The organism is Nitrospirillum guanabarense (genome assembly GCF_034653355.1).
Classification (GTDB): domain Bacteria; phylum Pseudomonadota; class Alphaproteobacteria; order Azospirillales; family Azospirillaceae; genus Nitrospirillum.
In genome coordinates, this window is record NZ_JAYEER010000004.1 from 2,006,359 (window position 1) to 2,028,641 (window position 22,283).

A 22,283-nucleotide genomic window follows, 5' to 3' on the forward strand; every position below is an offset into this window, starting at 1 on the left:
AGTATCGTTATGGAAACCGCCACGCGCATCTGCGTCGGGCAGTTCGTGGGCAGCCACGGGGTGCGCGGCCGCGTCAAGGTGAAGAGCTATACGGCCGTGCCGGAGTCGCTGTTCGCCTATGGCCAGCTGACCGACGAATCGGGCGCCCGCGCCTTCGCCCTGACCATGACCGGCATGGGCAAGGATCACTTCCTGGCGGAATTGCAGGGCGTGCGCGACCGTGACGCCGCCGACGCCCTGAAGGGCACGCGGCTGTACATCAACCGCGACCAGCTGCCGGCGACCGACGACGAGGATGAGTTCTACCACGCCGATCTGATCGGCCTGGTGGCGACCACCGCCGACGGCGAGCCCTTCGGCGAGATCAAGGCCATCTACGATTTCGGTGGCGGCGACATGCTGGAGATCGCGCACGCGGCCTCCGGCAAGATGGTCACCATCCCCTTCACCCGCGCCGCCGTTCCGGTGGTGGACGTGAAGGCGGGGATCGTCACGGTTGAGCCGCCGGCCGGCCTGTTCGAGAAGGTCAAGCCGACACCGGAGGAATTGGCCGAGATGGAAGGCGGCCCCGCCGCTGACGAGGCGGTGGCGTCGGAAGGCGGCGTGCCCGAGGCCCACGAGGCCAATGGTGACGAAGAGGCCTGATTCGATGACGGCCGGCTGGCATGTGACGGTGCTGACCCTGTTCCCGGAGATGTTTCCGGGACCGCTGGGCATGAGCCTTGCGGGGAAAGCGCTTGAAAATGGCACCTGGTCGCTGGAATCAGTGGACATCCGGTCGTTCGCGAGTGATAAACACCGCTCCGTGGACGACACCCCGTTCGGCGGCGGACCAGGCATGGTCATGCGGCCCGACGTTCTGGATGCAGCGCTGACCGCCAGCCGGTCGCGATTGAGCCAGGACCAGAGGGAACGGGGCCGGGCGATCTACCTCTCGCCGCGTGGACGTGTGCTGGACCAGGCGCTGGTACGAGAACTCGTGTCGGTGCCCAGCCTCACCGTGTTGTGCGGGCGGTACGAGGGGGTGGATGAGCGGGTCCTGGAAGCGCAGGGCCTCGAGGAAGTGAGCCTCGGGGATTTTGTGCTTTCGGGGGTGAGCCCGCGGCGCTGTGCCTGATCGACGCCTGCGTCCGGCTGTTGCCGGGCGTCATGGGCAACGTCGAGACGGCGGGCGAAGAGAGTTTCGAGCGGGGATTGCTGGAGTATCCCCACTATACGCGGCCAGCCATCTGGCAGGACCGCGCGGTGCCCGAGGTTCTACTCTCCGGGCACCATGAGAAGGTGAAAGCCTGGCGGTTGGCCGAGGCGGAGCGCATCACCAGGGACCGGCGACCGGACCTGTGGCAGCGCTACGAGGAGAGCCGACCCAAGGCCGAAGCCAAGAGCCGCCGGCGGCGCAAGCCGCGGGCCGGTTCAACCTTAGAGGATGGTGTTTCCACGGTGGAGCCCACCGCGGGAACGGCGCCTGTGCCAAACCTGGATTGACCGCCGTGAGGCTGGCCATTGTCATCATGTGGAGTTGAGTGCCATGAACATCATCCAGAAGCTCGAGCAAGAGCAGATTGAAAAGCTGACCGCCGCCCGCGCGGTTCCGGAATTCTCCCCGGGCGACACCGTGAAGGTGAACGTGAAGGTCGTCGAAGGCTCGCGTGAGCGCGTGCAGGCTTACGAGGGCGTCGTCATCGCCCGCCGCAACGCCGGCGTGAACTCCAGCTTCACCGTCCGCAAGATCAGCTACGGCGAAGGCGTGGAGCGTGTGTTCCCGCTGTACAGCCCGCGCCTGGACAGCATCGAAGTCATCCGCAAGGGTGACGTGCGCCGCGCCAAGCTGTACTACCTGCGCGATCGCCGTGGCAAGTCGGCCCGCATCTCCGAGCGCACCACCGGTCGCGGCATGAACAACAAGGACGCCTGAGGCGCCTGTTGTGAGCCCAGGCGGTCGCCACCAGGCGCCGCCCCGGTCGTGAGGCTGAGTATCGAAACACCCGCTGGACGACACGTCCGGCGGGTGTTTTGCTGTTTGTGCCATATCGGCCCCCTCCTCATCGCCTTCGTCCGCCCCCGAAACGCCACACTTCCGCCCCACGGTCGCCGCCATCGCTACGCATCCATCCTCGGGACAGGCGCGCGCATAAGTCGTCCAAGGGGGCGCAATGGCAAAGCGGTGGTGGTGCATGGGCGGGGTGTTGCTGGGGCTATCAGCCTGCGCCGAACCGGGACCGGTTCCGCCTGCGCCACCGCCGCTCACCCCGCAGACCTTCGCCGGCGAGGCGGGCAGCGCCCGGGGCAACTATCCCGGCTTCCAGATCGATGAGACCTACGCACCCCGGCCACCGCTGACGGGCCCTTGCGCCGTGTTCGTCTGGGACCGGCCCCTGCCCGATGGCTGGGCCTTGCGGGCCAAGTCCGCCTCCTGCCCCGATCCGCGCAAAGCCGGTTTCCAGATGCCGGTGGATTTGGGGCAGAGCCTCGTTCCGCTGTCCGACAGCACCCTGACCCACGGCTGGGACATGCCGCCGGAGCCGGATCGGCCCCCCACGGCGCCCAACGCCCAACGCCCCCGCGCGGACAAGGGCCCCTGATCCCCCTCAGGGCGACACGTCCAGGAAGCGGGTGGGCGTCAGGTCCAGCGGGTTGGCAACCCAGCCGATGACGCGGGGCGACACCAAGCGCCGCATGGTCTTGTGGAACAGGGGGATGACAGGCGTGTCATCCATCATCAGCCGTTCCGCCCGGCGCAGCAGGCCGGCGCGGCGGCCGGGATCGGGCTCGCCGTTCGCCTCCTCCATCAGGGCGTCGAACAGCGGATTGCGGTAGCTGGCATAGTTCTCCTGCCCCGCGTCGCCGCGCATCAGCGCCAGGAAGCTGTTGGCGTCGGCGTAGTCGCCGATCCAGGAAGCGAAGACCACATCCTTGAAGGTCTTCCCGTTCGACTGGGCGGCCACGGTGCGATAGTCCTCGGCATCCAGGCGGACCTCCACCCCCAGCGCGTCGCGCCACTGCCGCGCCACCGCCACGGCCACGGCCTGCCAGTTGGCCCCCGCAGGGAACAGCAGGGTGACGGGCGGCAATGCCTTGCCGCCCGTCCCGGGACCATAGCCGGCCTCGGCCAGAAGGGCGCGCGCCCGCCGTTGCCGCTCCGCCTGGGAGAGGTCGCGCCAGGCGGGCCAGCCGGGCTCATAGCCCGCGATGCCCGGGCCGGGCGCCAGACGCGGCACATAGCTGTAGGCCGGCTGCTCCCCGGCCAGCACCTGGGTGGCCAAGGCCTCGCGGTCCACCGCCAGGGTCAGGGCCTCGCGCAGGGCCGGGGAGGACCTCCACGGCTCATTACGCAGGTTGAAGCTGAGGAAATAGGTGTCATAGGTGTCGCCGCGGACGAAGGCGTCCTTCAGCGCCGTCCGCGCCCAGGCCACCTGATCGATGGGCAACTCGTAGGTGGCCTGCAACTGGCCGTCGCGGAACAGCCGCATCTCCTCCGCGCGATCCTCCAGCGGCAGATCCCGCACCGTGGCGATGGGAACCTTGGCCTGGTCGTAATAGGCCGGGTTGCGCACCAGGGTCAGATGGTCGCGCGGCGCGTTTTCCGCCAGCACGTAAGCGCCGCTGGAGACGTAATGGCCCGGCTGGGTAAAGGCCTCGCCATAGGCCTGCACACTGGCCTTCTGCACGGCGAACAGGGCCTGGTGCTGCAGCATGGCCAGGAAGTAGGCGGTGGGCCGCACCAGTTCCACCTGGAAAGTGCGAGCGTCCAGCGCCGTCACGCCCAGGCGGGTGACATCCTTGATGGTCCCCTTGGCGATGGCCTCGCCATTCACCACGATCCACATGTAGTAGGCGTAGGGGGCGGCCGTGCGCGGATCCGCCAGGCGGCGCCAGGAAAAGACGAAATCGTCCGCCGTGACGGGCGTGCCGTCCGACCATTTGGCGTCAGCCCGCAGCTTGAAGGTGTAGATGCGCCCATCAGGGGAGACGGCCCAACTTTCCGCCAGGGCCGGCCGGGCGCCACCGCGTCCGTCTGGGGCCAGCAGCCCTTCCAGCAGGTCGTCGATCACCAGGCTTTCCGAGGAAAGGTCGGCGCGCTGCGGGTCCAGCGTCACCGGCGCGCCGCCGAGGGAGCGCACCAGGGTCTTCGCGGGGGGCGTTCCGGCATCGGCGGGCGCCATATCGGCCGCAGCGGACGGCGGGGGGCCGTTCAGGGCGGTGAGGCCAGCCAGCAGCACCAGGCGGGGCGCCAAGGCCCAGCAGCGCGACGATACCCCCATATGCCCGGCCCCCCAAAGCCCCCCGCCCCGGTACGCCGGGCCCCATCACGGTAGTGGCGCGCCCTCACCGGGGCAAGCGTCAGCTGGCGGCGGATGCCGGATTGGCGGGCGGCACCGCCGGGGCCTGCGGCTGGGGCGCCACCTTGGGCAGGCGCAGGAAAAAGCGCGTGCCCCGGCCGGGCGCGCTATCCACTTCGATGCGACCGCCCAGGGTGCGGGTCACCAGGTTGAAGACGATGTTGAGGCCCAGCCCCGTGCTGCCGGCGCCACGCCGGGTGGTGAAGAAGGGGTCGAAGATGCGCGGCAGGGCATCCGCCGGGATGCCCTTGCCATCATCGGCGAACAGTATCTCCACATGCTCCACCGGCGACTGGCCCGCGGCCGGCGGCGGCGACGGCAGGGAGGAGGCGGTGATGGTAAGGCGCCCGGCCTGCCCCGGGGCGTAGGCGTGCAAGGTGGCGTTGACGATCAGGTTGGTCAGCACCTGGCTGAGCGCCCCGGGATAGGTGTCCAGCACCAGGCTGGCCGGACAGTCTATGGTCAGCACATGGCCCGGACGCTTCCATTGCGGGCCCAGGCTGAAGGCGATCTCTTCCAGGTAAGGCTTCAGCGACAGCACCCGGCGTTCGTCGCTGGTCTGGTCGACGGCGATGTTCTTGAAGCTCTGCACCAGGCGGGAGGCGCGGCCGGCGTTGACGGTCATCAGGTTGGCCGTCTCCTCCACCAGATCCAGGAAATCCATCAGCGCCGCCCGGCGCGGCGGGCCGTTGGCCAGGTCGTCGCGGAATTCCCGCAGGCGATCGGCCAGGAAGGTGGCGGCGGTATAGCTGATGCCCACCGGGGTGTTCAGCTCGTGCGCCACCCCGGCCACCAGCTCACCCAGCGAGGCCAGCTTTTCCGCCTGCACCAGGCTCTCCTGGGTATCGCGCAGTTCCTGCAGCGCCCGGGCGGTCTCGGCGTGGGCCCGCGCCGTCTCCTCCTCATGGCGGTAGCGTTCGGTCACGTCGTTGTAGATCGACACCCAGCCCAGCCCCGGCATGCGGTTACGGCGGAACTCGACGATGCGTCCGTCCTCGCCGCCGATATGGATGGTGCCGCTGCCCTCCGCCCGCTCCCCATCCGGCCGGCCCTCGGCCCGATAGCGCAGCAGTTGCCACTGCACCAGCAGCTCCCGCTCCTCGTCGCCGGGGGTCAGCTGCGGCGGGCGGGCGGCCTGCAGGGCCAGCAGCCGACCCAGCCAGGGTACGGTGGCGAGCGCCTCGGCATCGAACTGGGCGGGATCAAGCCGGATGGCGTCGTAATCACCCCGGCGCGATTGCCAACGGGCGAGATCGGGCATGTTGGGATAGGCGCGGATGATGTCATCCGTGGCGCCACCAATGGCCGGCCAATTGCGACTCCAGACCACGAAATTGAAACGCTCGTCCATCACCATGAAGCCGCCCGGCACCGCTTCCATGGCGGCGCTGAGGATGGCGGACTTGCGCCGCAGTTCCTCCTCCACCAGGCGGCGGTCGGTGATGTCGCTGTAGCTCAGCACGATGCCGCCGCCGGGAATGCGCTCCTCCACCGCGCGGTACCAGCGATCACCGATCATCCCCTCGCGCGCGATGCCGCGCTGGGACAGGCGGCGGGCGATGTAGGCCTCCGGATCCGCCTCCGCCTGCGGCACCTGGCCGGCGGCGATGGAATGGCGCAGCAGATCCTCGAACCGCCAGCCCAGGATGACACCGGGCGCCGGCGAGCGGGGGAACATTTCATGGTAGCGGTCGTTGGCGAACACCACCCGGTCGTCAGGACCGAAGACGACGATGGCCTGGGAAAAGCGCTGCAGCACCGCGTAGAGCTGCGCCGCCATGGCCGGTGACGGCTCGGGCGCGACCGAACCCTGGGCCTGCGGGGCGTCGGACGGATCATTATCGCCGTGCGCTGTCATGCCGTCCCTGATACCTCCCGCTGTTTTCCGGGCCATGGGGTCAGACTACCCGTTGCGATTAGGCAATTGCAATCAGACTTACTCTTTTTACGTGTATTAAGCGCGAGACACGGCAGGGGCCTCACGGGACAGCCTGCACCAGACGCGACACGGGGGCCAGGACGACGCAGGCTGAACCCTGTTGCGCCCGCCCCACGCATGTTCTACCTCTCGCGCTGTCATCCGGCCGCTATCCGGACGACGTAGGTTTCACCGATGTTCACGGGTGCTATACCCCTGGGCGATATCGGGCTATACGTGCCCCGTGCCGCCCCGCTGGAGGCTGCCCCGATCCGGGCGCCTGGGGAACCGGGTTTTCAAGGAGAGTGCGAGCAATGCCGTATGTCGTGACCGAGCAGTGCATCAAGTGCAAGTACACCGACTGCGTGGAAGTCTGCCCCGTGGACTGCTTCTACGAGGGCGACAACATGCTGGTCATCCACCCCGATGAATGCATCGACTGCGGCGTCTGCGAACCGGAATGCCCGGCCGAGGCCATCCTGCCGGACACCGACGGCCGCGCCGAGGAGTGGCTGGAGCTGAACCGCCAGTACGCCGCCGCCTGGCCCAACCTGAACCGCAAGAAGGCGGCCCCGCCGGACGCCGACGCCTTCAAGGGCATACCGGACAAGTTCAAGACCCATTTCAGCGACAAGCCGGGCAGCGGCAACTGAGATCGGCATGAAGCGCCGCCGTCTCCCGACGCGCGGCGCTTTTTCTTTACTCTTTCGGCGGGGCCGCCTAAATCTTGAGCGTCCCCTGCCCAAGACATGCGCGATTCGCATGTCCGACATCCTGGCCCATGCCAGGAACTTAAGTCGAACACGGTCTTGTCGACCTGTCATCGCACCGTCATATCGAGTATAGTCCTGGACGCGAGGATCGGCACGCCGTTCGCGAACGCTTAAGTGCGTGCCACGTTCCCCCAGCGCCTTCGTGCTGTTTGTCCCTTGTCGCGGCCCCTGCCGGGCCGACAGCGACCTTTGCATGCCGTCCCGGCGTCCAGGCCCGCCTTCTCCGAGGCGGGACTTTAAAAGCCGAATTGTGAGAGCCGATCCAAATGACCGATAAGCTCGATTTCGTCACTGGTGATTACGTCGTTTACCCGGCCCATGGGGTTGGACGCATCGTGGCGATCGAAAAGCACGCCATCGCCGATATGGAGGTGGTGCTGTACGCCATCACCTTCGAGAAGGAGCGGATGACGCTGAAGGTGCCGGTGATGAAGGCGAAGAACGCCGGCCTGCGCCGCCTGTCCAGCAAGGATCGGATCAAGGACGCGATGGAGACCCTGCAGGGCCCGTCCAAGATCAAGCGCATCATGTGGAGCCGCCGCGCCCAGGAGTATGAGGCCAAGATCAACTCCGGCGACCCCGTGTCCATCGCCGAGGTGGTGCGCGATCTGCACCGCGGCACCGACCAGTCCGACCAGTCCTACAGTGAGCGGCAGATTTACCACGCCGCGCTGGAGCGTCTGGCCCGCGAGTTGGCCGCCGTCGAGAAGATCGATGAGCGCAAGGCCACCGAACGGTTGGAGGCCGTGCTGGCGAAGGCGGCCTAAGCCATCCGCCGCAAGGTCCGCCGGTATCCGCCCATTGGGGGTACGGTTCGCCGGCATCACTATACTTAGTGGAAAAAGGGGTGATCGGGCTCGATCGCCCCTTTTTTCATGGGACGGCGGCGCATACACTGGTCGGCAACTTCCTCTGCCGGTCTGACCCAACGCATGAACGAACATGAGCGCTTTGTCGTGCTGGGCCGTCCACGGCGCATCTGGGCCGTGGGGGCGATCCATGGCGACGTCGACCGGCTGGCCGCCCTGCACGACGACATCGGCGCGCGTTTCCAGCCGGGCGACCGGCTGATCTACCTGGGTAACCTGATCGGCCGCGGCCCCCGCGTGCGCGACACGATGGATGAGCTGTTGTCCTTCCGCCGCGCCGTCCTGTCTGTGCGCGGCGTCATCGTCGGCGACCTGGTCTATCTGCGTGGCGGGCAGGAGGAGATGTGGCAGAAGCTGCTGCAGCTGCAGTTCGCCCCCAATCCCATCGAAGTGCTGCAGTGGATGATGACCCAGGGCGTGGACGCCACCCTGGCGGCCTACGGCGGCAGCGCCTACCAAGGCGTCGCCGCCGCGCGAGACGGCGCCGTCTCGCTGGCCCGCTGGACCGGGCAGTTGCGCACCGCCCAGCGCGCCGCCCCGGGACATGACGCCCTGTTCGCGGCTCTGCGCCGCGCCGCCTATACCGAGCGGCGGCAGGAGGGACTGCCCGAGCTGCTGTTCGTGAACGCCGGCATCGACACCTCGCGCCCCTTGGCCGCCCAGGGGGACAGCTTCTGGTGGGGTGGTGCCGCCTGGCCCCGCATCGGGGGCCCCTATGCCGGCTTCGGCCGGGTGGTGCGCGGCTACGATCCCGGCCATGGCGGACTGGCGGCCACGCCCGCCACCGTGACCCTGGACGGCGGCTGCGGCTTCAGCGGCTCCCTAGCCTGCGGCTGCTTCGGCCCCGATGGCGAGTTGCTGGAAGTGGTCGAGGTCTGACCCCTTCCCGTTGACGGCGGGTCCTCGGCGCCTCACTTAAGGGGCAGCCTGAACAGGAGCGCCTCCCTTGTCCCGCATTGATGAAACCCGCCCCTTCCTGCCGGTGCAGATCGCCGTGATGACGGTGTCCGACACCCGCGACCCGGCCACCGACAAGTCCGGCGACACGCTGGTGGAACGGCTGATCGGCGCCGGCCATGTGCTGATCGCCCGCACCATCGTCAAGGATGACCAGGCCGCCATCGCGGGACAACTGCGGGGCTGGATCGCGGACCCGGCGGTGGACGTCGTCATCTCCACCGGCGGCACCGGCCTGACCGGGCGCGATGTGACGCCCGAGGCGTTCGAGAGTGTCTATGAGAAGCGAATTGATGGCTTCGGCGAGATGTTTCGCACCCTGTCCTACGCCAAGATCGGCACGTCGTCCCTGCAGAGCCGGGCCACGGGCGGCGTCGCCGGCGGCACCTACCTGTTCGCCCTGCCCGGCAGCCCCAGCGCCTGCCGCGACGGCTGGGACCTGATCCTGCAGTACCAGCTGGACAACCGCTTCCGTCCCTGCAACCTGGTGGAAATCATGCCCCGCCTGCAGGAGCATCGCCCCTGATGGCCAGGCCTGAAGCCGCATGCCGGTGCGATTTCGGTTAAGGGCGGCCCCCGCAGTTGAAGCGCGGGGTGAAAACCTGTATCGATTCAAGGCCCGGCCGGACGCGCCTTTTCCATGCCGTCCAACCCCGCGGCCAGACGCGTTCCGGGGAACCTTCCCAGGGGACATCGCCCCAGGGGCGATGGGAACGCGGGCGGCCAGGGACGCCGGCACCAAGAATGCGGGACCAGGAGAACGACCCCATGACGCGAACCTATATCTCGATGGCCAAGACCGGCGGCCAGGGCAAGACGCTGGTGGCCCAGATGCTGGTCCTGCAGCACGAGCAGAAGGGCGCGCCCGTGAAGCTGGCCGCCGCCGACAGCGACACGCTGAACCAGCGGTCCAAGTTCGGCCGCCTGTTCGCCGGCGTGAAGGAACTGGGCATCGGCGAGCAGCTGACCAACATCAAGACCTCGACCGACCCCAACCTGGCCATCAAGTATTGGGACGAATTCGGCCGCACCCTGCTGGAGGGCGGCTATGTGGTGGACGTGGGCGCCAACGTGGCCGCCGACCTGTTCGCCTGGGCCGAGGCACGCAACGCCGGCGCCCTGCTGCGCCGCCGCAACAGCAACCCCATCGACCTGATCGTCACCACCAAGGCAGAGGCCCAGGCCATCGAGGACGCCCGTGCCCTGATCCAGTACTCGTTCGACAAGAACGAATGGCTGCCCTTCGGCCGCCGCTTCGTGGTGCTGAACGAAGTGGCCGGCGGCTTCGGCCCCTATGAGAACGACCAGTCCTTCCGCCGCCTGAAGAGCTTCCAGAGCCAGGGCGTCGGCCTCATCACCATCAAGCGCTGCGAAAGCGACATCTGGAAGCTGCTGGAGAAGGAGTTCATCTCCGTCCGCGATGCGCTGAAGATGACCGACGCCGACCTGGAAAAGCGCTACGGCATCGACGTGTGGACGGGCCACAGCGGCCTGACCGACCTGCGCGCCTGGGCGCAGGAGACGCTGACCGCGTTCGAGAAGGCCGGCCTGTTCCCCGCCACCGAGCGCGCGGACGCCGAGGCGGCCTCGGCCGAGTAAGCGCCCCTCCCTTTCCTGGATCGGGCCCGGCCCCACCCCTGTAAGCGGGCGGGCCGGGCCCTTTCCGTTTCAAGGATACCTCGCCCTTGGTCCGTTTCGAGAATGTGGGCCTGCGCTATGGCACCGGGCCTGAGGTGCTGCGCGACATCAGCTTCGAACTGGCGCCCGGGTCCTTCCATTTCCTGACCGGCCCCACCGGCGCCGGCAAATCCAGCCTGCTGAAGCTGCTGTACCTGGCGGAACGGCCGTCGCGCGGCCTGATCACCCTGCTGGGCCACCCCCTGTCCAAGACCCCGCGCAAGGCCCTGCCGGCCATCCGACGGGAAATCGGCGTGGTGTTCCAGGACTTCCGCCTGATGAACCACCTGACGGTGTTCGACAACGTGGCCCTGCCCCTGCGCCTGGCCGGCCAGGATGAGACCCATGTGCAGGAAAGCGTGACGGAACTCCTGTCCTGGGTGGGGCTGAAGGCCAAGCTGGACGAGCGGCCCCTGCGCCTGTCGGGCGGGCAGAAGCAGCTGGTGGCCATCGCCCGCGCCGTCGTCACCCGACCCAAGCTGATCATCGCGGACGAGCCCACGGGCAACATCGACCGCGAGATGAGCCTGCGCATCATGCGGCTGTTCATCGAGCTGAACAAACTGGGCACCACCTGCCTGGTGGCGACGCACGACATGGTGCTGGTCGACCGGCTGCAGAAGCCGGTGATGGAGCTGTATGAAGGCAAGCTGGCCGATTCCGGCTGGTGGATGGAGGGGGCGGCCAGCAACGCCGTTGGCCCGGCCCAGGCCCCGGCGCCGCCCCTCGGCTCAGACGACCTTTCGCCGGACTTTTGACCCAGCGCAAATCGCCGGCACCGCCACCAGTGTTAAGCTCCCCTTCAGGGTTGTCCCTTACCCTGGGGTCAGAGGAATAACGCCCAAACGCGGAGTCGGCTTCAAGGCCAATTCCTGCTATCCAGACGATATAGACATCATCCCTGCCCGGCCCCACCACCGCCGGCCCCTGACGGAGTGCACACCCCGGTGACCAACCCCGCCCGCGAGACCACCGCCCCCCGGGCCGAAAGCCCGGCTGACCACTACATGGACGATATCCAGGCCACAGGCGCCGTGCCCTTCATCCTGGTGCACCTGGCCTGCCTGGGCGCCATCTGGACGGGGGTCTACTGGCAGGACGTGGCCCTGGCCGTCGGCCTCTACGGCCTGCGTATGTTCGGCATCACCGGCGGCTATCACCGCTATTTCTCGCACCGTGCCTATAAGACCAGCCGCTGGTTCCAGTTCATCCTGGCCTTCATCGCCCAGACGTCAGCCCAGCGCGGCATCCTGTGGTGGGCGGCCAAGCACCGTCACCATCACCGCTATTCCGACACCCCCGCGGACGTGCATTCCCCGGTGCAGCGCGGCTTCTGGTACGCGCACATGGGGTGGATCTTCACCGCGCGCCACGACAAGACCGACCTGGCCGCCGTGCCGGACCTGGCCAAGTTCCCCGAGTTGCGCTTCCTGGACCGGTTCCATTACCTGCCCGCCTTCATCCTGGCCGTCGCCGTGTGGTTCGCGGCCGGCTGGTCGGGTCTGGTGGTGGGCTTCTTCTGGAGCACCATCGCCACCTACCACGGCACCTTCTGCATCAACTCCCTGGCCCATGTGTACGGCCGCCGCCGCTACCTGACCGGCGACGACAGCCGCAACAACTGGTGGTTCGCCCTGCTGACCATGGGCGAGGGCTGGCACAACAACCACCATGCCTACCAGAGTGCCGCCTGCCAGGGTTTCCGCTGGTGGGAGGTGGACACCACCTACTACATCCTGAAGGCGCTTTCCTGGGTGGGCGTCACCTGGGACCTGCACCGCCCGCCGGCCGCCGTGGTGCGGGGCGAGCAGCGCCTGGGCAAGGCCATCATCGAGAAGGCCGCCGGCCAGTTGGCCGACACCTTCCATGTGGAGCAGATCGCCGCCCGCCTACAGGCCACCCTGGCCGACACCCCTTCGCTGGCCGACGTGAAGGCCGAATTGCAGCACAAGCTGCAGAACGCCCGCGCCCAGGCCGAGGCCATGCTGGCCTCGCTGCACATGCCCGAGCTTCATATGCCCGCCATGCCCAGCCTGCCGGAGCTGCACATGCCGAGCATGCCCACCCTGCCGACGCGAGAGGAATTGAAGGAGCGGGCCGCCGCCATGTTCGTGCGCACCTCTTCCATGGACGATATCGTCGACCGGGCCCGCCAGATGCTCATCGAAGCCGTCTGCGCCCGTCTGGCCGTCGCCGCCGCCTGAGCCGGCCGCTGCCCCAAGGGAAGGCCGCCCCGGAACTGCTGGGGCGGCCTTTTTTGCTGCCTGGCAGGAGCGTTGGCGGCGCAAATGTTCATGTTGTGTTCTTGTTTTGCCGGGCGTAGGCTGCCCTCCGGGTAACGGAGGACGCCATGGTCGACATCCTGGATGACCGCCCGCTGAAGGGCCGGGGCACCATCTCCAACCGCGTGGGCCGGTTCGAGGCCCATGCCCGCATGCGCACCGACGACGGCTGGGCCCGGGCGGGCCATGACGGCTGGGATGAGGAGGCGGATCTGGAGGTGGCCGCCGCCACGCAGGTGCGCCTGGACGCCTCGCGCAGCGTCATCAGCTACAACGACAGCCCGGACGTGAATTTCGATCGCTCCATCAACCCCTACCGGGGGTGTGAGCATGGCTGCGTCTATTGCTTCGCCCGGCCCAGCCACGCCTATCTGGGCCATTCGCCGGGCCTGGACTTCGAGACCATCCTCTACGCCAAGCGCGACGCCCCGGCCCTGCTGGCCAAGGAGCTGCGGGCCAGGGGCTACACGCCCCAGCCCATCGCCCTGGGCGCCAACACCGACGCCTACCAGCCCATCGAGCGGACGGAGCGCATCACCCGCGGCGTGCTGGAGGTGCTGCGCGATTTCCGTCACCCGGTGGGCATCATCACCAAGTCGCCCCTGGTCCTGCGCGACCTGGACATCCTGGCGCCCATGGCGGCGGACGGTCTGGCGCGCGTCTCCGTCTCCATCACCACCCTGGACCGCGGGCTGGCCCGCAAGCTGGAGCCGCGCGCCGGCACGCCGCAACGGCGCCTGGATGCCGTACGCCAGCTGTCGCAGGCGGGCGTGCCCGTCAGCGTCCTGGCCTCCCCCATGATCCCGGCGCTCAACGACGCCGAACTGGAGAGCATCCTGGCGGCCGCCAAGGAGGCTGGGGCGACCCAAGGCCATTACATCCTGCTGCGCCTGCCGCGCGAATTGGCGGACCTTATGGAAGAATGGCTGCGCCTGCATGCGCCCGACCGGGCCGACCATGTGCTGAGCCTGATCCGCCAGTGCCGCGACGGCGGCCGTAACCATGCCGAATTCGGCACCCGCATGCGCGGCACCGGCCCCTATGCCCAGCTGCTGGCCGCCCGCTACAAGCTGGCGGTCAAGCGCCTGGGCCTGGACCAGCGGCGCTGGAGCATGCGCTGTGATCTGTTCCGGCCCCCTCCCCAAGCGGGGGACCAACTGGCGCTCTTCTGAGCGCGCCAATGACAAAAGCCGGCCCCATGAGGGACCGGCCTTCGCTTACGGCTTGTCGCCGGCGCCAGGGCGCTGGACGGATCAGAACTGGGTGACGCCAGCCTGGATCAGGTACAGACGGGCGATGTCGGCGGTGCCGTCGGTGCCCTTGATGCTCTTCATGGTATCCACGGCCTTCTGCTTCTGGCCGGCGGCCAGATAGGCCTGGACCAGGCGCAGCTTGGCCTCTTCCGGATACTTCAACTGATCCTTCTTGATGCCGGCCTGGATGACCTCGATGGCCTTGGCGGCGTTGCCCAGGGCCAAGTATTGCGTGCCGACCTTGACCAGCTGCTTGCCGTCAGGCTGCGCGGCGGCTTCCTTCTCGTCGTCGGGCAGCTTGCGCTGATCGTCGTCCACCTGCTTGCCGGCCATGTCGGCCAGGCGCTTCTCGCGGTCGCCCTGGGCCTTGCCCAGGATGCCGGCCTTGAAGCCTTTGTCCATCGTCGCCTTGGCTTCGGCGCCCAGGCCATCGCTCATGGCCAGCTGCGCGAATTCCAGGTACGGGCCCGGATCCTTCACCAAACCGGCACCGATCTGCAGGCGCAGCACATCGATCTGCAGGCGGTTGGAATTGAAGCCCGGCAGCTTCTGCACGCCGCGGATGACGCTTTCCCAGCTTTCCTGATCCGGGTAGTTGATCAGCAGCCGTTCCATCGCCTCAACGAAGGCGGGCTTGTGATCCATGCTGTATTCGGCGCTGGCGACGGTCTGCAGCAGCGTCTTGGACGGCTTGCCGCCCTGGGCCTGGATCATGGCGCGCGCGGCCTTGGAGGCGTTGGCGTAGTCCTTTTGATCCAGGTAAATCTGGATGGCCAGTTCCTTCAGACGGTTCTCGGTACCGCCGTCCTTGTAGTAGCGGTCGGAAGCGGCGGAGAACTTCGCGTAGTTCTTCACGCTGAAGTAGGCCTCGGCAATCAACTTGTCACGGTTCACCTTGTCGGCGTCCGCCAGCTGGCAGCTGGTCAGGGTCGCTTCCAGCGACTTGGCGAAGTTGCCCATGTCCTTCTGGCCGCTGTAAGCGGAAGCGCGCAGCGTCTCGAAGGTGCAGGTCTCGAAAGCCGACTTCGTCTTGCTGTTCTTCTCAGCCTCGTCGATCTTGTCCAAGGCTTCCTTGAACTTGCCCGCCTTCAGCGCGTTCTGGGCTTCCTGCAGCGGCTTGCCGACTTCCGGGCTGAACTTCTTGGCGTCGGCGGCCTGGGCCGGCGTGGTGGCGCTGATGACAACGGCGCCGCCCATGGTGAGCGCCGAGGCGAGCAGTGCGGCACGAAGGAAGTGCTTGGCGATCATTCCGAGGACTTTACCTGCTTTGTTGAAGGGCTGGACCGACGAGCGGCCCCTCATATCGGGAAATCTAAATTGGCAATTGGGGTGAAATCGGGACAGGCATCCCGGTCAGGGCTCGCGCCCCCAAAAGATCACGAGCCCCCAGAAACGGTTACGGCGACCCCGCATCCCAAGACCAGCTCGGGTAACGAGGCCGCCGCAGACACGGACTTAGTCCATGAACTGTTCCGCACCCACCAGACCCAGCTTGGTCACGCCCAGACGCTGGGCCGAGGCCATGACCATCGCCACGGTGTTATATTTGGCCAGCTTGTTCGGCCAAAGATGAACCTCGGGCTGCGGGTTCTTGAGCGCGGCGTCCTTCAGACGCAGCTCAAGGTCATGGCGATCAACGGTGGTTCCGTTCCACTGAATCGTGTTGTCGAAATCCACCATGATGTTGATCACCTCAGGCGGCGTCGTATTGGTCGACGGCGGGGTCGCCGACGGCATGTCCAACTTCACCGCATGGGTTTGGATCGGAATGGTGATGATCAGCATGATGATCAGAACCAACATCACGTCGATAAGCGGCGTGGTGTTGATGTCCATCATGGCTTCGTCTTCACCGCCTCCGCCAACGTTCATACCCATGGCTTAAACTCCTTCGGCGGAACCGTCAGTGCGCGACCGGGATCGCGCCCGCCGGCGGCTCGGTGATGAAACCGATCTTCACGATGCCGGCCCGCTGGGCCGCGACCACCACCCGGCCCACATATTCGTAGCGCGCGTTCTTGTCGCCACGGATGTGGACTTCCGGCTGGGGCTGTTCCACGGCGCGCACCTTGAGCTTCTCAAGCAGCGCGCTGTAGTCCGGCACCTTGGACTCGTTCCAGAAGATGTCGCCGTCCCGATTAACCGCGATGACGATGTTTTCCGGCTTCGTCTTGGTAGGCTGATTACGTTCCTTCGGCAGGTCCACGTTCACCGTGTGGGTGACGACGGGGACCGTAATCAGGAAGATGATCAGCAGCACCAGCATGATGTCGACGAGGGGGGTCGTATTGATCGCGGATACGACCTCGCCATCATCATCACCATCGCCGGCAGAACCGACGTTCATCCCCATGTTTACGCGCTCCGAGCGGACTTGCCGGCGCCGAGACGACCACCGCTGACCAGCAGGGCGTGCAGGTCGGCGGAGAAGTTGCGGACGCGGTCCATGGCGGTCTTGTTGCGGCTCAGCAGCCAGTTGTAACCCAGCACGGCGGGCACGGCGACGGCCAGACCGATGGCGGTCATGATCAGGGCCTCACCGACGGGGCCGGCGACCTTGTCGATCGAGGCCTGACCGGCGATGCCGATGTTGGTCAGGGCGTGATAGATGCCCCACACCGTACCGAACAGACCGACGAACGGACCGGTCGAACCCACGGTGGCCAGGAAGGCCAGGCCGGACTTCATGCGGTTGCTGATGCTGTCGACCGAGCGCTGCAGCTGCATGGTCACCCAGGTGTGCAGGTCGATCTGGTCGACCAGGGTGCCTTCGTGGTGCTCGGTGGCGCGCAGACCGTCCTCGACCAGCATGCGGAACACGCTGTTCTTGTTCAGCTTGGCGGCGCCGTCGGCCAGGGACGGGGCGGTCCAGAAGGACTTGTCGGCCTGGGCGGCGGAGCGCAGCAGCAGGGTCTGCTCGATCAGCTTGGTGACGATGATGTACCACGTGCCGGTCATCATGATGACCATGATCATCAGAACGCCGCGGGACACGAAGTCACCGCCGTTCCACAGGGCGTTCAGGCCGTAGGGGTTCTCGACGGTCGCGGTGGCGGCGGCCGGGGCGGCGACGTCGCTGGCGGCGGCGTCGGCGGGCGCGGCGGCCGGAGCGGCCTGGTCAGCGGCCGGAGCGGCGGCGGCCGGGGCCGAGCTGTCGGTGGACGGGGTCGTGGTCTGGGCGACCGCGACCGAGGTGAAGGTACCGACGACCAGGGCAACCATGGCGAAACGCACCATGGAACCGGCGGTCAGCTTGAAACGCTCCCTAATGCTCATGACAATTCCAACACATTTGGGTTGATGGGATGAGGAACCCTTGCGCATCCGCGTCTAAGAGGCCCCGGTTTTCTTGAACTGTTAACGCGCGTCCTTGAGCTGGAAGCGGTAGGCGATCTTGGTCGAGGACCAGGTCCCGACAGCCTTGCCTTCCTGCTGCTCAGCCGAGCACTTCCACACGCCGCGCTGGGCCTGCTTGATCACCGCCTCGTCCAGGCGGTCATGCGTGCTGGATTCCACGATCTTGGCGTCGGAGACCTTGCCGCTGGCGTCGCAGTAGACGACGAACACGACGCGGCCTTCTTCACCCAGGCGCGAAGACGCGGACGGATATTCCGGCTGATAGCGGCTGAAGCTGTTCGGGTCCACCTTGACCGGAACGGAGGCCGGGGCCGGCGGAGCGGTGGGCGCGGTCGGCGCGGTCGGCGGAATCACCACCGGCGGCTTGGTCGTCGACACCGAAGCCACCACGGGCGGCGGCGGGGTCTCGATGTTGACCTCGACCGGCGGCACGAACGGCGGCGGCTGCACGGTCTGGGGCGGCGGCGGCGGCGGCGGCGGCGGCGGCGGGGTCTCGTCCTTGATCTCTTCGATGATCTTGGTCTCCACAGGACCCTTGACCACCTCGACGACCTTGTTCGCAAGGCCGGTGACGAGAGCGTAGACGATGCCGGCCTGAATGAGGACTGTGGCGACCAGCCCGATCAACCGGCTGCTTGACGATTGTTTTGCGGTGTAAGGCATTTTCCTGCGGTCACATCACGAAGGAAGACACCGCATCGGAAAACGCCGCGGCGCATCCGAGCGGAAGTGATTCACGGGAGGCAGAACGGGGGGAATCCGTGATGCCCGGAACCTGAGGCCCGCCTGGACATCGAAACGCAATCCTGGGGTCGACCAACACCGACCTTCCCACATCTGCCTCCAATTCATTTGCGAAGCAGTATCCGGCACCCGTGGCGCACATCCGGTTATTTCATAACCTGACAAACACCAGCCCCAAGCACCGCGGTCCGCTTTTCACGAACCTGAACACCGCTTGCGATCGTTGTCGACCTTCACAGTCGAGCCTTGTTGGGTTTTCGTATGCCCGATTTCTAAGACGCACGCAAGCGGCAGGTATGCAGGAAATGACTCTCTCGGTCACTGCCTGTCTTAAACCAGCCGGCCTTCGTAATTTCATGCAACTTTCGCGGGGCACGATCGCCATTTTGCTGCATTGCAGCAGGGGCTTGGGGACTCTCCTCCGTTAACCTGTGGGACTGTTTCTTTTCAGTCTTCTAAGGCACATTGTGAAAGCAGGCCGGGAACACCATGGGTTTCGCGGACGCGGCGATCCGCCCCATCTTGAAAAATTCTGAAAAAAATCTACACGGCATAGCTGTGCCGTCCCGATTCCGGATCGAAGTAGGCATCGAATAGAACCGCGACGCTGCGAACCAGGGGTCGAGCCTCCTCCCTTACCTCGACCCTAGTTTTATCACAGGTTATCATACCATCGTCGGCAAGCGCGGCCAAGGCGCGGCGGGTCGCGGGGGTCAGGATCTCTTCCAAAGAACCACCGTGGCGGCGGCAGGTATCGCTCAAGTCCACCGAGAAGCGGCACATCAACTGTTCGATGATGTCGGCGCGCAGCCTGTCGTCATCGCTGAGGGCCAAGCCCTTGGCCACCGCCCAGGCCTGGACCTCCCCCTCGCCGCCCTCTTCCCACGCCTTCAGGTAGGCGGGCAGCTCCACCCGGTTCTGGATGTAGCCGCCGCGCGTGCGCCCGATGGCGGAGGCGCCGAAGCCCAGCAGCGCCGTCGCCGTGTCCACGGTATAGCCCTGGAAATTGCGTTTCAGCCGGCCGGCGGCATAGGCCGTCGCCATCACATCGTCCTTGCGGGCGTAATGGTCCAGGCCGATGGCCACGTAACCCGCCGCCTCCAGCGTCTCGGCCATGGCGGCCGCCTGCTCGGTCCGCTGGGGGGCGTCGGGCAAGGCGGCGGTCTCGATCCGGCCCTGGTGGGCCTTCAGCGACGGCATGTGGGCGTAGCCGAAGACGCTGAGCCGGTCCGGCGCCAGATCCAGGGCCTGGGTCACGGATTGGACACAGCTGTCCACCGTCTGGTGGGGCAGGCCATAGATCAGGTCCAGGTTGATGCCGCCGATGCCGGCCTGGCGCAGGCGGGCCACCGCCTCCGCCGTCGCGGCGTAGGGCTGGACCCGGTTGATGGCCCGCTGCACCCGGTCGTCAAAGCTTTGCACGCCCAGGCTGGCCCGGGTGACACCGCCCTGGCCCAGGGCCGCCGCCATGGCCGGGGTCAGGGTGCGGGGGTCGATTTCCACCGCGATCTCCGCCGTGGCCGCCGGCCGGCCGAAGCGGCGGGCCAGCCGGTCCATCAGCGACAGGAAGGCCTCGGGGGGCAGCAGGGTGGGCGTGCCGCCCCCGAAATGAATATGGGTGACGGGCGGCGTTCCGCCCCCCCTGGACAGCGTAGAGTCGGGGACCAGCGCGCCCGCCACGGCGTCGATCTCCGCCTCCAACGCCGCCTGGTAGCGGCGGATGGGCGCCTCGTGGTTCACCACGGTGGTGTGACAGCCGCAGTACCAGCACATGCTGCGGCAGAAGGGGACGTGCAGGTAGAGCGACAGGGTGTCGGCCGCCGTCAGTTGCCCCAGCCAGCGGCGGTAGTCGTCGGCCGTGACCGCCGCGCTGAACTGCGGCGAGGGCGGGTAGCTGGTGTACCGGGGGACGCGCTGGTTGCGGTACTTGGCGACGAGATCGGGGCGCATGGGGGACGGGCCTGGCGGAACGGTGTTCGGGACGGACGCATGCTGCGCCCGATGCGTCGGTGGCAAAATGATCTGCCTCAACCCCTCCTTATTCCCAGCCGTCCTTATTCCTGGAGCCCCGAAGCTCGGGAGGCCCGGGACTTGCCCGCGAGGGGCGCCGTCGGCCATCATGGCGCCTTCGCCCGAGCTTAAGCTGTGACCGATGCCCCGCCCCCGCAAGCCCACCTCCGAAATTATCATACAGTTGGGACCCCCCACCCTGCGGCCGGAGCTAGATGCCGGCCACGCCCATGACCACCTGGTTTGCGGCGTGGACGAGGCGGGGCGCGGCCCCCTCGCCGGCCCGGTGGTGGCCGCCGCCGTCATCCTGCCCGTGTGCGCGGAAATTCCCGCCTGGTGTGCCGGCGTCAACGACAGCAAGAAACTGACGCCCGCCGCCCGCGACGCGCTGTTCGACGCCATCCGCGCCCACGCCCGCGTGGGTGTGGGCGTCAGCAGCGTGGAGGAGATCGACACCGTCAACATCCTGCAGGCCACCTTCCTGGCCATGCGCCGCGCGGTGGAGGCCCTGGCGGCCGACGGCGGCCCGCCCCCCTGACTGCCCTGGTGGACGGCAACCAGCGGCCGGCGGGCCTGCCCTGCCCCCGCATCACCACCCTGGTCAGCGGCGACGCGCTGAGCCTGTCCATCGCCGCCGCGTCGATCATCGCCAAGGTCACCCGCGACCGTCTGATGGCGGATCTCGCCCTGTCGCACCCCGGCTACGGGTGGGAGCGCAACGCCGGTTACGGCACGGCCGAACATCGTGACGCAATCAAGATATTGGGGGTCACGCCCGCTCACCGCCGTACATTTGCTCCAGTTTCAGAACAGTTGGCTCTAAACCTTTGACTCTACTGACTCTTGCCTAAAAAATTACATTGACGGCGACTCGGGGCCAACTCATTGTCGGCAAAAATCAACCCCCAATTCGGCGAATACTCCCCATGTTGAAGACCCCGGAAACCCGTACTGACTCCAAGACCAAGTCCAAGGTGCGGGAGGCGGCGCCCGCCAACCGGATACTTGTGGGCGACTGCGTTTCCCTGATGCAGGGTCTGCCGGCCGGATCGGTCGACATGGTCTTCGCCGACCCGCCCTATAACCTGCAGCTGTCCGGCGACCTGATGCGCCCCAACCACACCCGCGTCGACGGCGTGGACGAGGAATGGGACCGCTTCGCCGACTTCGCGACCTACGACCGCTTCACCCGCGACTGGCTGGCCGCCGCCCGCCACGCCCTGAAGGACGACGGTACCCTGTGGGTCATCGGCAGCTACCACAACATCTTCCGCGTGGGCGCCATCCTGCAGGACTTGGGCTACTGGATCCTGAACGACATCATCTGGCGCAAGACCAACCCCATGCCCAACTTCCGGGGCAAGCGCTTCACCAACGCCCACGAGACCATGATCTGGGCGGCCAAGTCGCAGGACGCCAAGTACTTCTTCGCCTATGAGGCGATGAAGAACCTGAACGAGGAGCTGCAGATGCGCAGCGACTGGCTGTTCCCCCTGTGCACGGGGTCGGAGCGCCTGCGCGACGCCGACGGCAACAAGGCCCACCCGACCCAGAAGCCGGAGGCCTTGCTGTACCGCGTGCTGTCCAGCTCCACCCGCGTGGGCGACACCGTGCTGGACCCGTTCTTCGGCACCGGCACCACGGGAGCCGTGGCCAAGCGCCTGCGCCGCAACTGGATCGGCATCGAGCGGGAGAAGACTTACGCCGAGGTGGCCCTGTCGCGCATCGCGGCGGTGGAACCCGCGGCAGAGGCCGAGCTGCTGGAGCCGCCATCCAAGCGCGCCCAGCCGCGGGTACCCTTCGGCTGGCTGGTGGAGCGCGGCCTGCTGCAGCCGGGCACCACCCTGTACGACACCCGCCGCCGCCATAGCGCCCGCATCAAGGCCGACGGGACCCTGGTGGGCGCCAACCACCTGGGTGAGCACAACGGCTCCATCCACAAGGTGGGTGCCGCCATGCAGGGCCTGCCGGCCTGCAACGGCTGGACCTTCTGGCACTATGTCGAAGGCGGCCAGCTGGCCCCCATCGACATGCTGCGCCAACGCGTCATCGCCGAGATGCACTGAGCGGCCCTTCCCGCCACCCGGCCGGGGTGGTAGACGA

General features: G+C 67.1%; 20 protein-coding genes and 2 pseudogenes. 14 read left to right on the plus strand and 8 right to left on the minus strand.

The features are described from left to right. The first annotated feature begins 9 nt into the window (after window positions 1–9). The 4 genes and pseudogenes from rimM to UAA55_RS27320 all read left to right on the plus strand — a co-directional run bounded on the left by rimM (window position 10) and on the right by UAA55_RS27320 (window position 2,582). Window positions 10–645 carry a ribosome maturation factor RimM gene (rimM, locus tag UAA55_RS27305; protein ID WP_145611278.1) on the plus strand — a complete coding sequence of 212 codons (636 nt, stop codon included), beginning with the start codon at window positions 10–12 and terminating at the stop codon, window positions 643–645. A 4-nt stretch (window positions 646–649) separates the two neighbouring features. Next, window positions 650–1,485: pseudogene (gene trmD, locus UAA55_RS27310) on the plus strand (tRNA (guanosine(37)-N1)-methyltransferase TrmD). A gap of 43 nt (window positions 1,486–1,528) precedes the next feature. Then, a complete protein-coding gene (gene rplS / locus UAA55_RS27315; RefSeq protein WP_322956766.1) occupies window positions 1,529–1,915 on the plus strand; it encodes a 50S ribosomal protein L19 in 387 nt (128 codons plus the stop codon). A 238-nt stretch (window positions 1,916–2,153) separates the two neighbouring features. Further along, window positions 2,154–2,582 (plus strand): hypothetical protein, encoded by a 429-nt coding sequence (locus tag UAA55_RS27320; protein ID WP_322956767.1) that lies wholly within the window; start codon window positions 2,154–2,156, stop codon window positions 2,580–2,582. Window positions 2,583–2,588: 6 nt separating this feature from the next. Here the strand turns inward: UAA55_RS27320 and UAA55_RS27325 are convergent, their stop codons facing one another. Together UAA55_RS27325 and UAA55_RS27330 are read right to left on the minus strand one after the other, a co-directional pair. Next, window positions 2,589–4,262, minus strand: a complete 1,674-nt coding sequence (locus UAA55_RS27325) for a peptide ABC transporter substrate-binding protein (protein ID WP_322956768.1) — start codon at window positions 4,260–4,262, stop codon at window positions 2,589–2,591. Between the two features lie 79 nt (window positions 4,263–4,341). Then, window positions 4,342–6,198, minus strand: a complete 1,857-nt coding sequence (locus tag UAA55_RS27330; RefSeq protein WP_322956769.1) for a PAS-domain containing protein — start codon at window positions 6,196–6,198, stop codon at window positions 4,342–4,344. A 374-nt stretch (window positions 6,199–6,572) separates the two neighbouring features. Between UAA55_RS27330 and fdxA the strand changes: the two genes are divergently transcribed. From fdxA to UAA55_RS27370, 8 genes are all read left to right on the plus strand, one after another. After that, the gene (gene fdxA, locus UAA55_RS27335; RefSeq protein ID WP_322956770.1) at window positions 6,573–6,911 is read left to right on the plus strand and encodes a ferredoxin FdxA; all 339 of its coding nucleotides are present in this window, start codon (window positions 6,573–6,575) and stop codon (window positions 6,909–6,911) included. Between the two features lie 386 nt (window positions 6,912–7,297). Beyond that, window positions 7,298–7,798, plus strand: coding sequence for a CarD family transcriptional regulator (locus UAA55_RS27340; protein ID WP_040845774.1), 501 nt, complete (start codon window positions 7,298–7,300; stop codon window positions 7,796–7,798). Window positions 7,799–7,963: 165 nt separating this feature from the next. Next, complete coding sequence (locus tag UAA55_RS27345; protein WP_322956771.1) at window positions 7,964–8,779, plus strand: metallophosphoesterase family protein; 816 nt, start codon at window positions 7,964–7,966, stop codon at window positions 8,777–8,779. Window positions 8,780–8,846: 67 nt separating this feature from the next. Beyond that, window positions 8,847–9,383, plus strand: a complete 537-nt coding sequence (moaB, locus tag UAA55_RS27350) for a molybdenum cofactor biosynthesis protein B (protein ID WP_322956772.1) — start codon at window positions 8,847–8,849, stop codon at window positions 9,381–9,383. Window positions 9,384–9,625: 242 nt separating this feature from the next. Beyond that, complete coding sequence (locus UAA55_RS27355; RefSeq protein ID WP_100085373.1) at window positions 9,626–10,456, plus strand: hypothetical protein; 831 nt, start codon at window positions 9,626–9,628, stop codon at window positions 10,454–10,456. A gap of 86 nt (window positions 10,457–10,542) precedes the next feature. Continuing rightward, the gene (gene ftsE / locus UAA55_RS27360; protein ID WP_322956775.1) at window positions 10,543–11,292 is read left to right on the plus strand and encodes a cell division ATP-binding protein FtsE; all 750 of its coding nucleotides are present in this window, start codon (window positions 10,543–10,545) and stop codon (window positions 11,290–11,292) included. A 189-nt stretch (window positions 11,293–11,481) separates the two neighbouring features. After that, window positions 11,482–12,738: an acyl-CoA desaturase gene (locus tag UAA55_RS27365; RefSeq protein ID WP_322956776.1), complete on the plus strand. Its 1,257-nt coding sequence runs from the start codon at window positions 11,482–11,484 to the stop codon at window positions 12,736–12,738. Window positions 12,739–12,884: 146 nt separating this feature from the next. After that, the gene (locus UAA55_RS27370; RefSeq protein WP_322956777.1) at window positions 12,885–13,988 is read left to right on the plus strand and encodes a PA0069 family radical SAM protein; all 1,104 of its coding nucleotides are present in this window, start codon (window positions 12,885–12,887) and stop codon (window positions 13,986–13,988) included. 81 nt (window positions 13,989–14,069) lie between these two features. Here UAA55_RS27370 and UAA55_RS27375 read toward each other — a convergent pair whose 3' ends face one another. The 6 genes from UAA55_RS27375 to hemN all read right to left on the minus strand — a co-directional run bounded on the left by UAA55_RS27375 (window position 14,070) and on the right by hemN (window position 20,120). Then, window positions 14,070–15,317 carry a hypothetical protein gene (locus UAA55_RS27375; protein ID WP_322956778.1) on the minus strand — a complete coding sequence of 416 codons (1,248 nt, stop codon included), beginning with the start codon at window positions 15,315–15,317 and terminating at the stop codon, window positions 14,070–14,072. A 207-nt stretch (window positions 15,318–15,524) separates the two neighbouring features. After that, a complete protein-coding gene (locus UAA55_RS27380) occupies window positions 15,525–15,947 on the minus strand; it encodes an ExbD/TolR family protein (protein ID WP_322956780.1) in 423 nt (140 codons plus the stop codon). A gap of 25 nt (window positions 15,948–15,972) precedes the next feature. Next, entirely contained in the window at window positions 15,973–16,422 is a 450-nt protein-coding gene (locus tag UAA55_RS27385) for an ExbD/TolR family protein (RefSeq protein ID WP_004271983.1), read from the minus strand. A gap of 2 nt (window positions 16,423–16,424) precedes the next feature. Further along, entirely contained in the window at window positions 16,425–17,345 is a 921-nt protein-coding gene (locus UAA55_RS27390) for a MotA/TolQ/ExbB proton channel family protein (protein WP_322956782.1), read from the minus strand. 81 nt (window positions 17,346–17,426) lie between these two features. Next, the gene (locus tag UAA55_RS27395) at window positions 17,427–18,089 is read right to left on the minus strand and encodes an energy transducer TonB (RefSeq protein ID WP_322956783.1); all 663 of its coding nucleotides are present in this window, start codon (window positions 18,087–18,089) and stop codon (window positions 17,427–17,429) included. A gap of 624 nt (window positions 18,090–18,713) precedes the next feature. Beyond that, window positions 18,714–20,120 carry an oxygen-independent coproporphyrinogen III oxidase gene (gene hemN, locus UAA55_RS27400; protein WP_322956785.1) on the minus strand — a complete coding sequence of 469 codons (1,407 nt, stop codon included), beginning with the start codon at window positions 20,118–20,120 and terminating at the stop codon, window positions 18,714–18,716. A 238-nt stretch (window positions 20,121–20,358) separates the two neighbouring features. On the opposite strand from hemN, the pseudogene UAA55_RS27405 reads away from it, so the two are divergent. Beyond that, window positions 20,359–21,011 (plus strand): annotated as a pseudogene (locus tag UAA55_RS27405) (ribonuclease HII). Between the two features lie 197 nt (window positions 21,012–21,208). Beyond that, window positions 21,209–22,246 (plus strand): site-specific DNA-methyltransferase, encoded by a 1,038-nt coding sequence (locus UAA55_RS27410; RefSeq protein ID WP_246130165.1) that lies wholly within the window; start codon window positions 21,209–21,211, stop codon window positions 22,244–22,246. The last annotated feature ends 37 nt before the right edge of the window (window positions 22,247–22,283 follow it).

Bases quoted from the DNA above. Each gene is read 5' to 3' on its own strand.
- UAA55_RS27385 (WP_004271983.1), bottom strand. From the start codon at position 16,422: ATGGGGATGAACGTCGGTTCTGCCGGCGATGGTGATGATGATGGCGAG.
- UAA55_RS27380 (WP_322956780.1), bottom strand. From the start codon at position 15,947: ATGGGTATGAACGTTGGCGGAGGCGGTGAAGACGAAGCCATGATGGAC.
- rimM (WP_145611278.1), top strand. From the start codon at position 10: ATGGAAACCGCCACGCGCATCTGCGTCGGGCAGTTCGTGGGCAGCCAC.
- UAA55_RS27410 (WP_246130165.1), top strand. From the start codon at position 21,209: ATGCAGGGTCTGCCGGCCGGATCGGTCGACATGGTCTTCGCCGACCCG.
- UAA55_RS27355 (WP_100085373.1), top strand. From the start codon at position 9,626: ATGACGCGAACCTATATCTCGATGGCCAAGACCGGCGGCCAGGGCAAG.
- UAA55_RS27345 (WP_322956771.1), top strand. From the start codon at position 7,964: ATGAACGAACATGAGCGCTTTGTCGTGCTGGGCCGTCCACGGCGCATC.
- UAA55_RS27375 (WP_322956778.1), bottom strand. From the start codon at position 15,317: ATGATCGCCAAGCACTTCCTTCGTGCCGCACTGCTCGCCTCGGCGCTC.
- hemN (WP_322956785.1), bottom strand. From the start codon at position 20,120: ATGCGCCCCGATCTCGTCGCCAAGTACCGCAACCAGCGCGTCCCCCGG.
- UAA55_RS27395 (WP_322956783.1), bottom strand. From the start codon at position 18,089: ATGCCTTACACCGCAAAACAATCGTCAAGCAGCCGGTTGATCGGGCTG.
- rplS (WP_322956766.1), top strand. From the start codon at position 1,529: ATGAACATCATCCAGAAGCTCGAGCAAGAGCAGATTGAAAAGCTGACC.
- UAA55_RS27330 (WP_322956769.1), bottom strand. From the start codon at position 6,198: ATGACAGCGCACGGCGATAATGATCCGTCCGACGCCCCGCAGGCCCAG.
- fdxA (WP_322956770.1), top strand. From the start codon at position 6,573: ATGCCGTATGTCGTGACCGAGCAGTGCATCAAGTGCAAGTACACCGAC.
- UAA55_RS27340 (WP_040845774.1), top strand. From the start codon at position 7,298: ATGACCGATAAGCTCGATTTCGTCACTGGTGATTACGTCGTTTACCCG.
- UAA55_RS27320 (WP_322956767.1), top strand. From the start codon at position 2,154: ATGGCAAAGCGGTGGTGGTGCATGGGCGGGGTGTTGCTGGGGCTATCA.
- UAA55_RS27370 (WP_322956777.1), top strand. From the start codon at position 12,885: ATGGTCGACATCCTGGATGACCGCCCGCTGAAGGGCCGGGGCACCATC.
- UAA55_RS27325 (WP_322956768.1), bottom strand. From the start codon at position 4,262: ATGGGGGTATCGTCGCGCTGCTGGGCCTTGGCGCCCCGCCTGGTGCTG.
- UAA55_RS27390 (WP_322956782.1), bottom strand. From the start codon at position 17,345: ATGAGCATTAGGGAGCGTTTCAAGCTGACCGCCGGTTCCATGGTGCGT.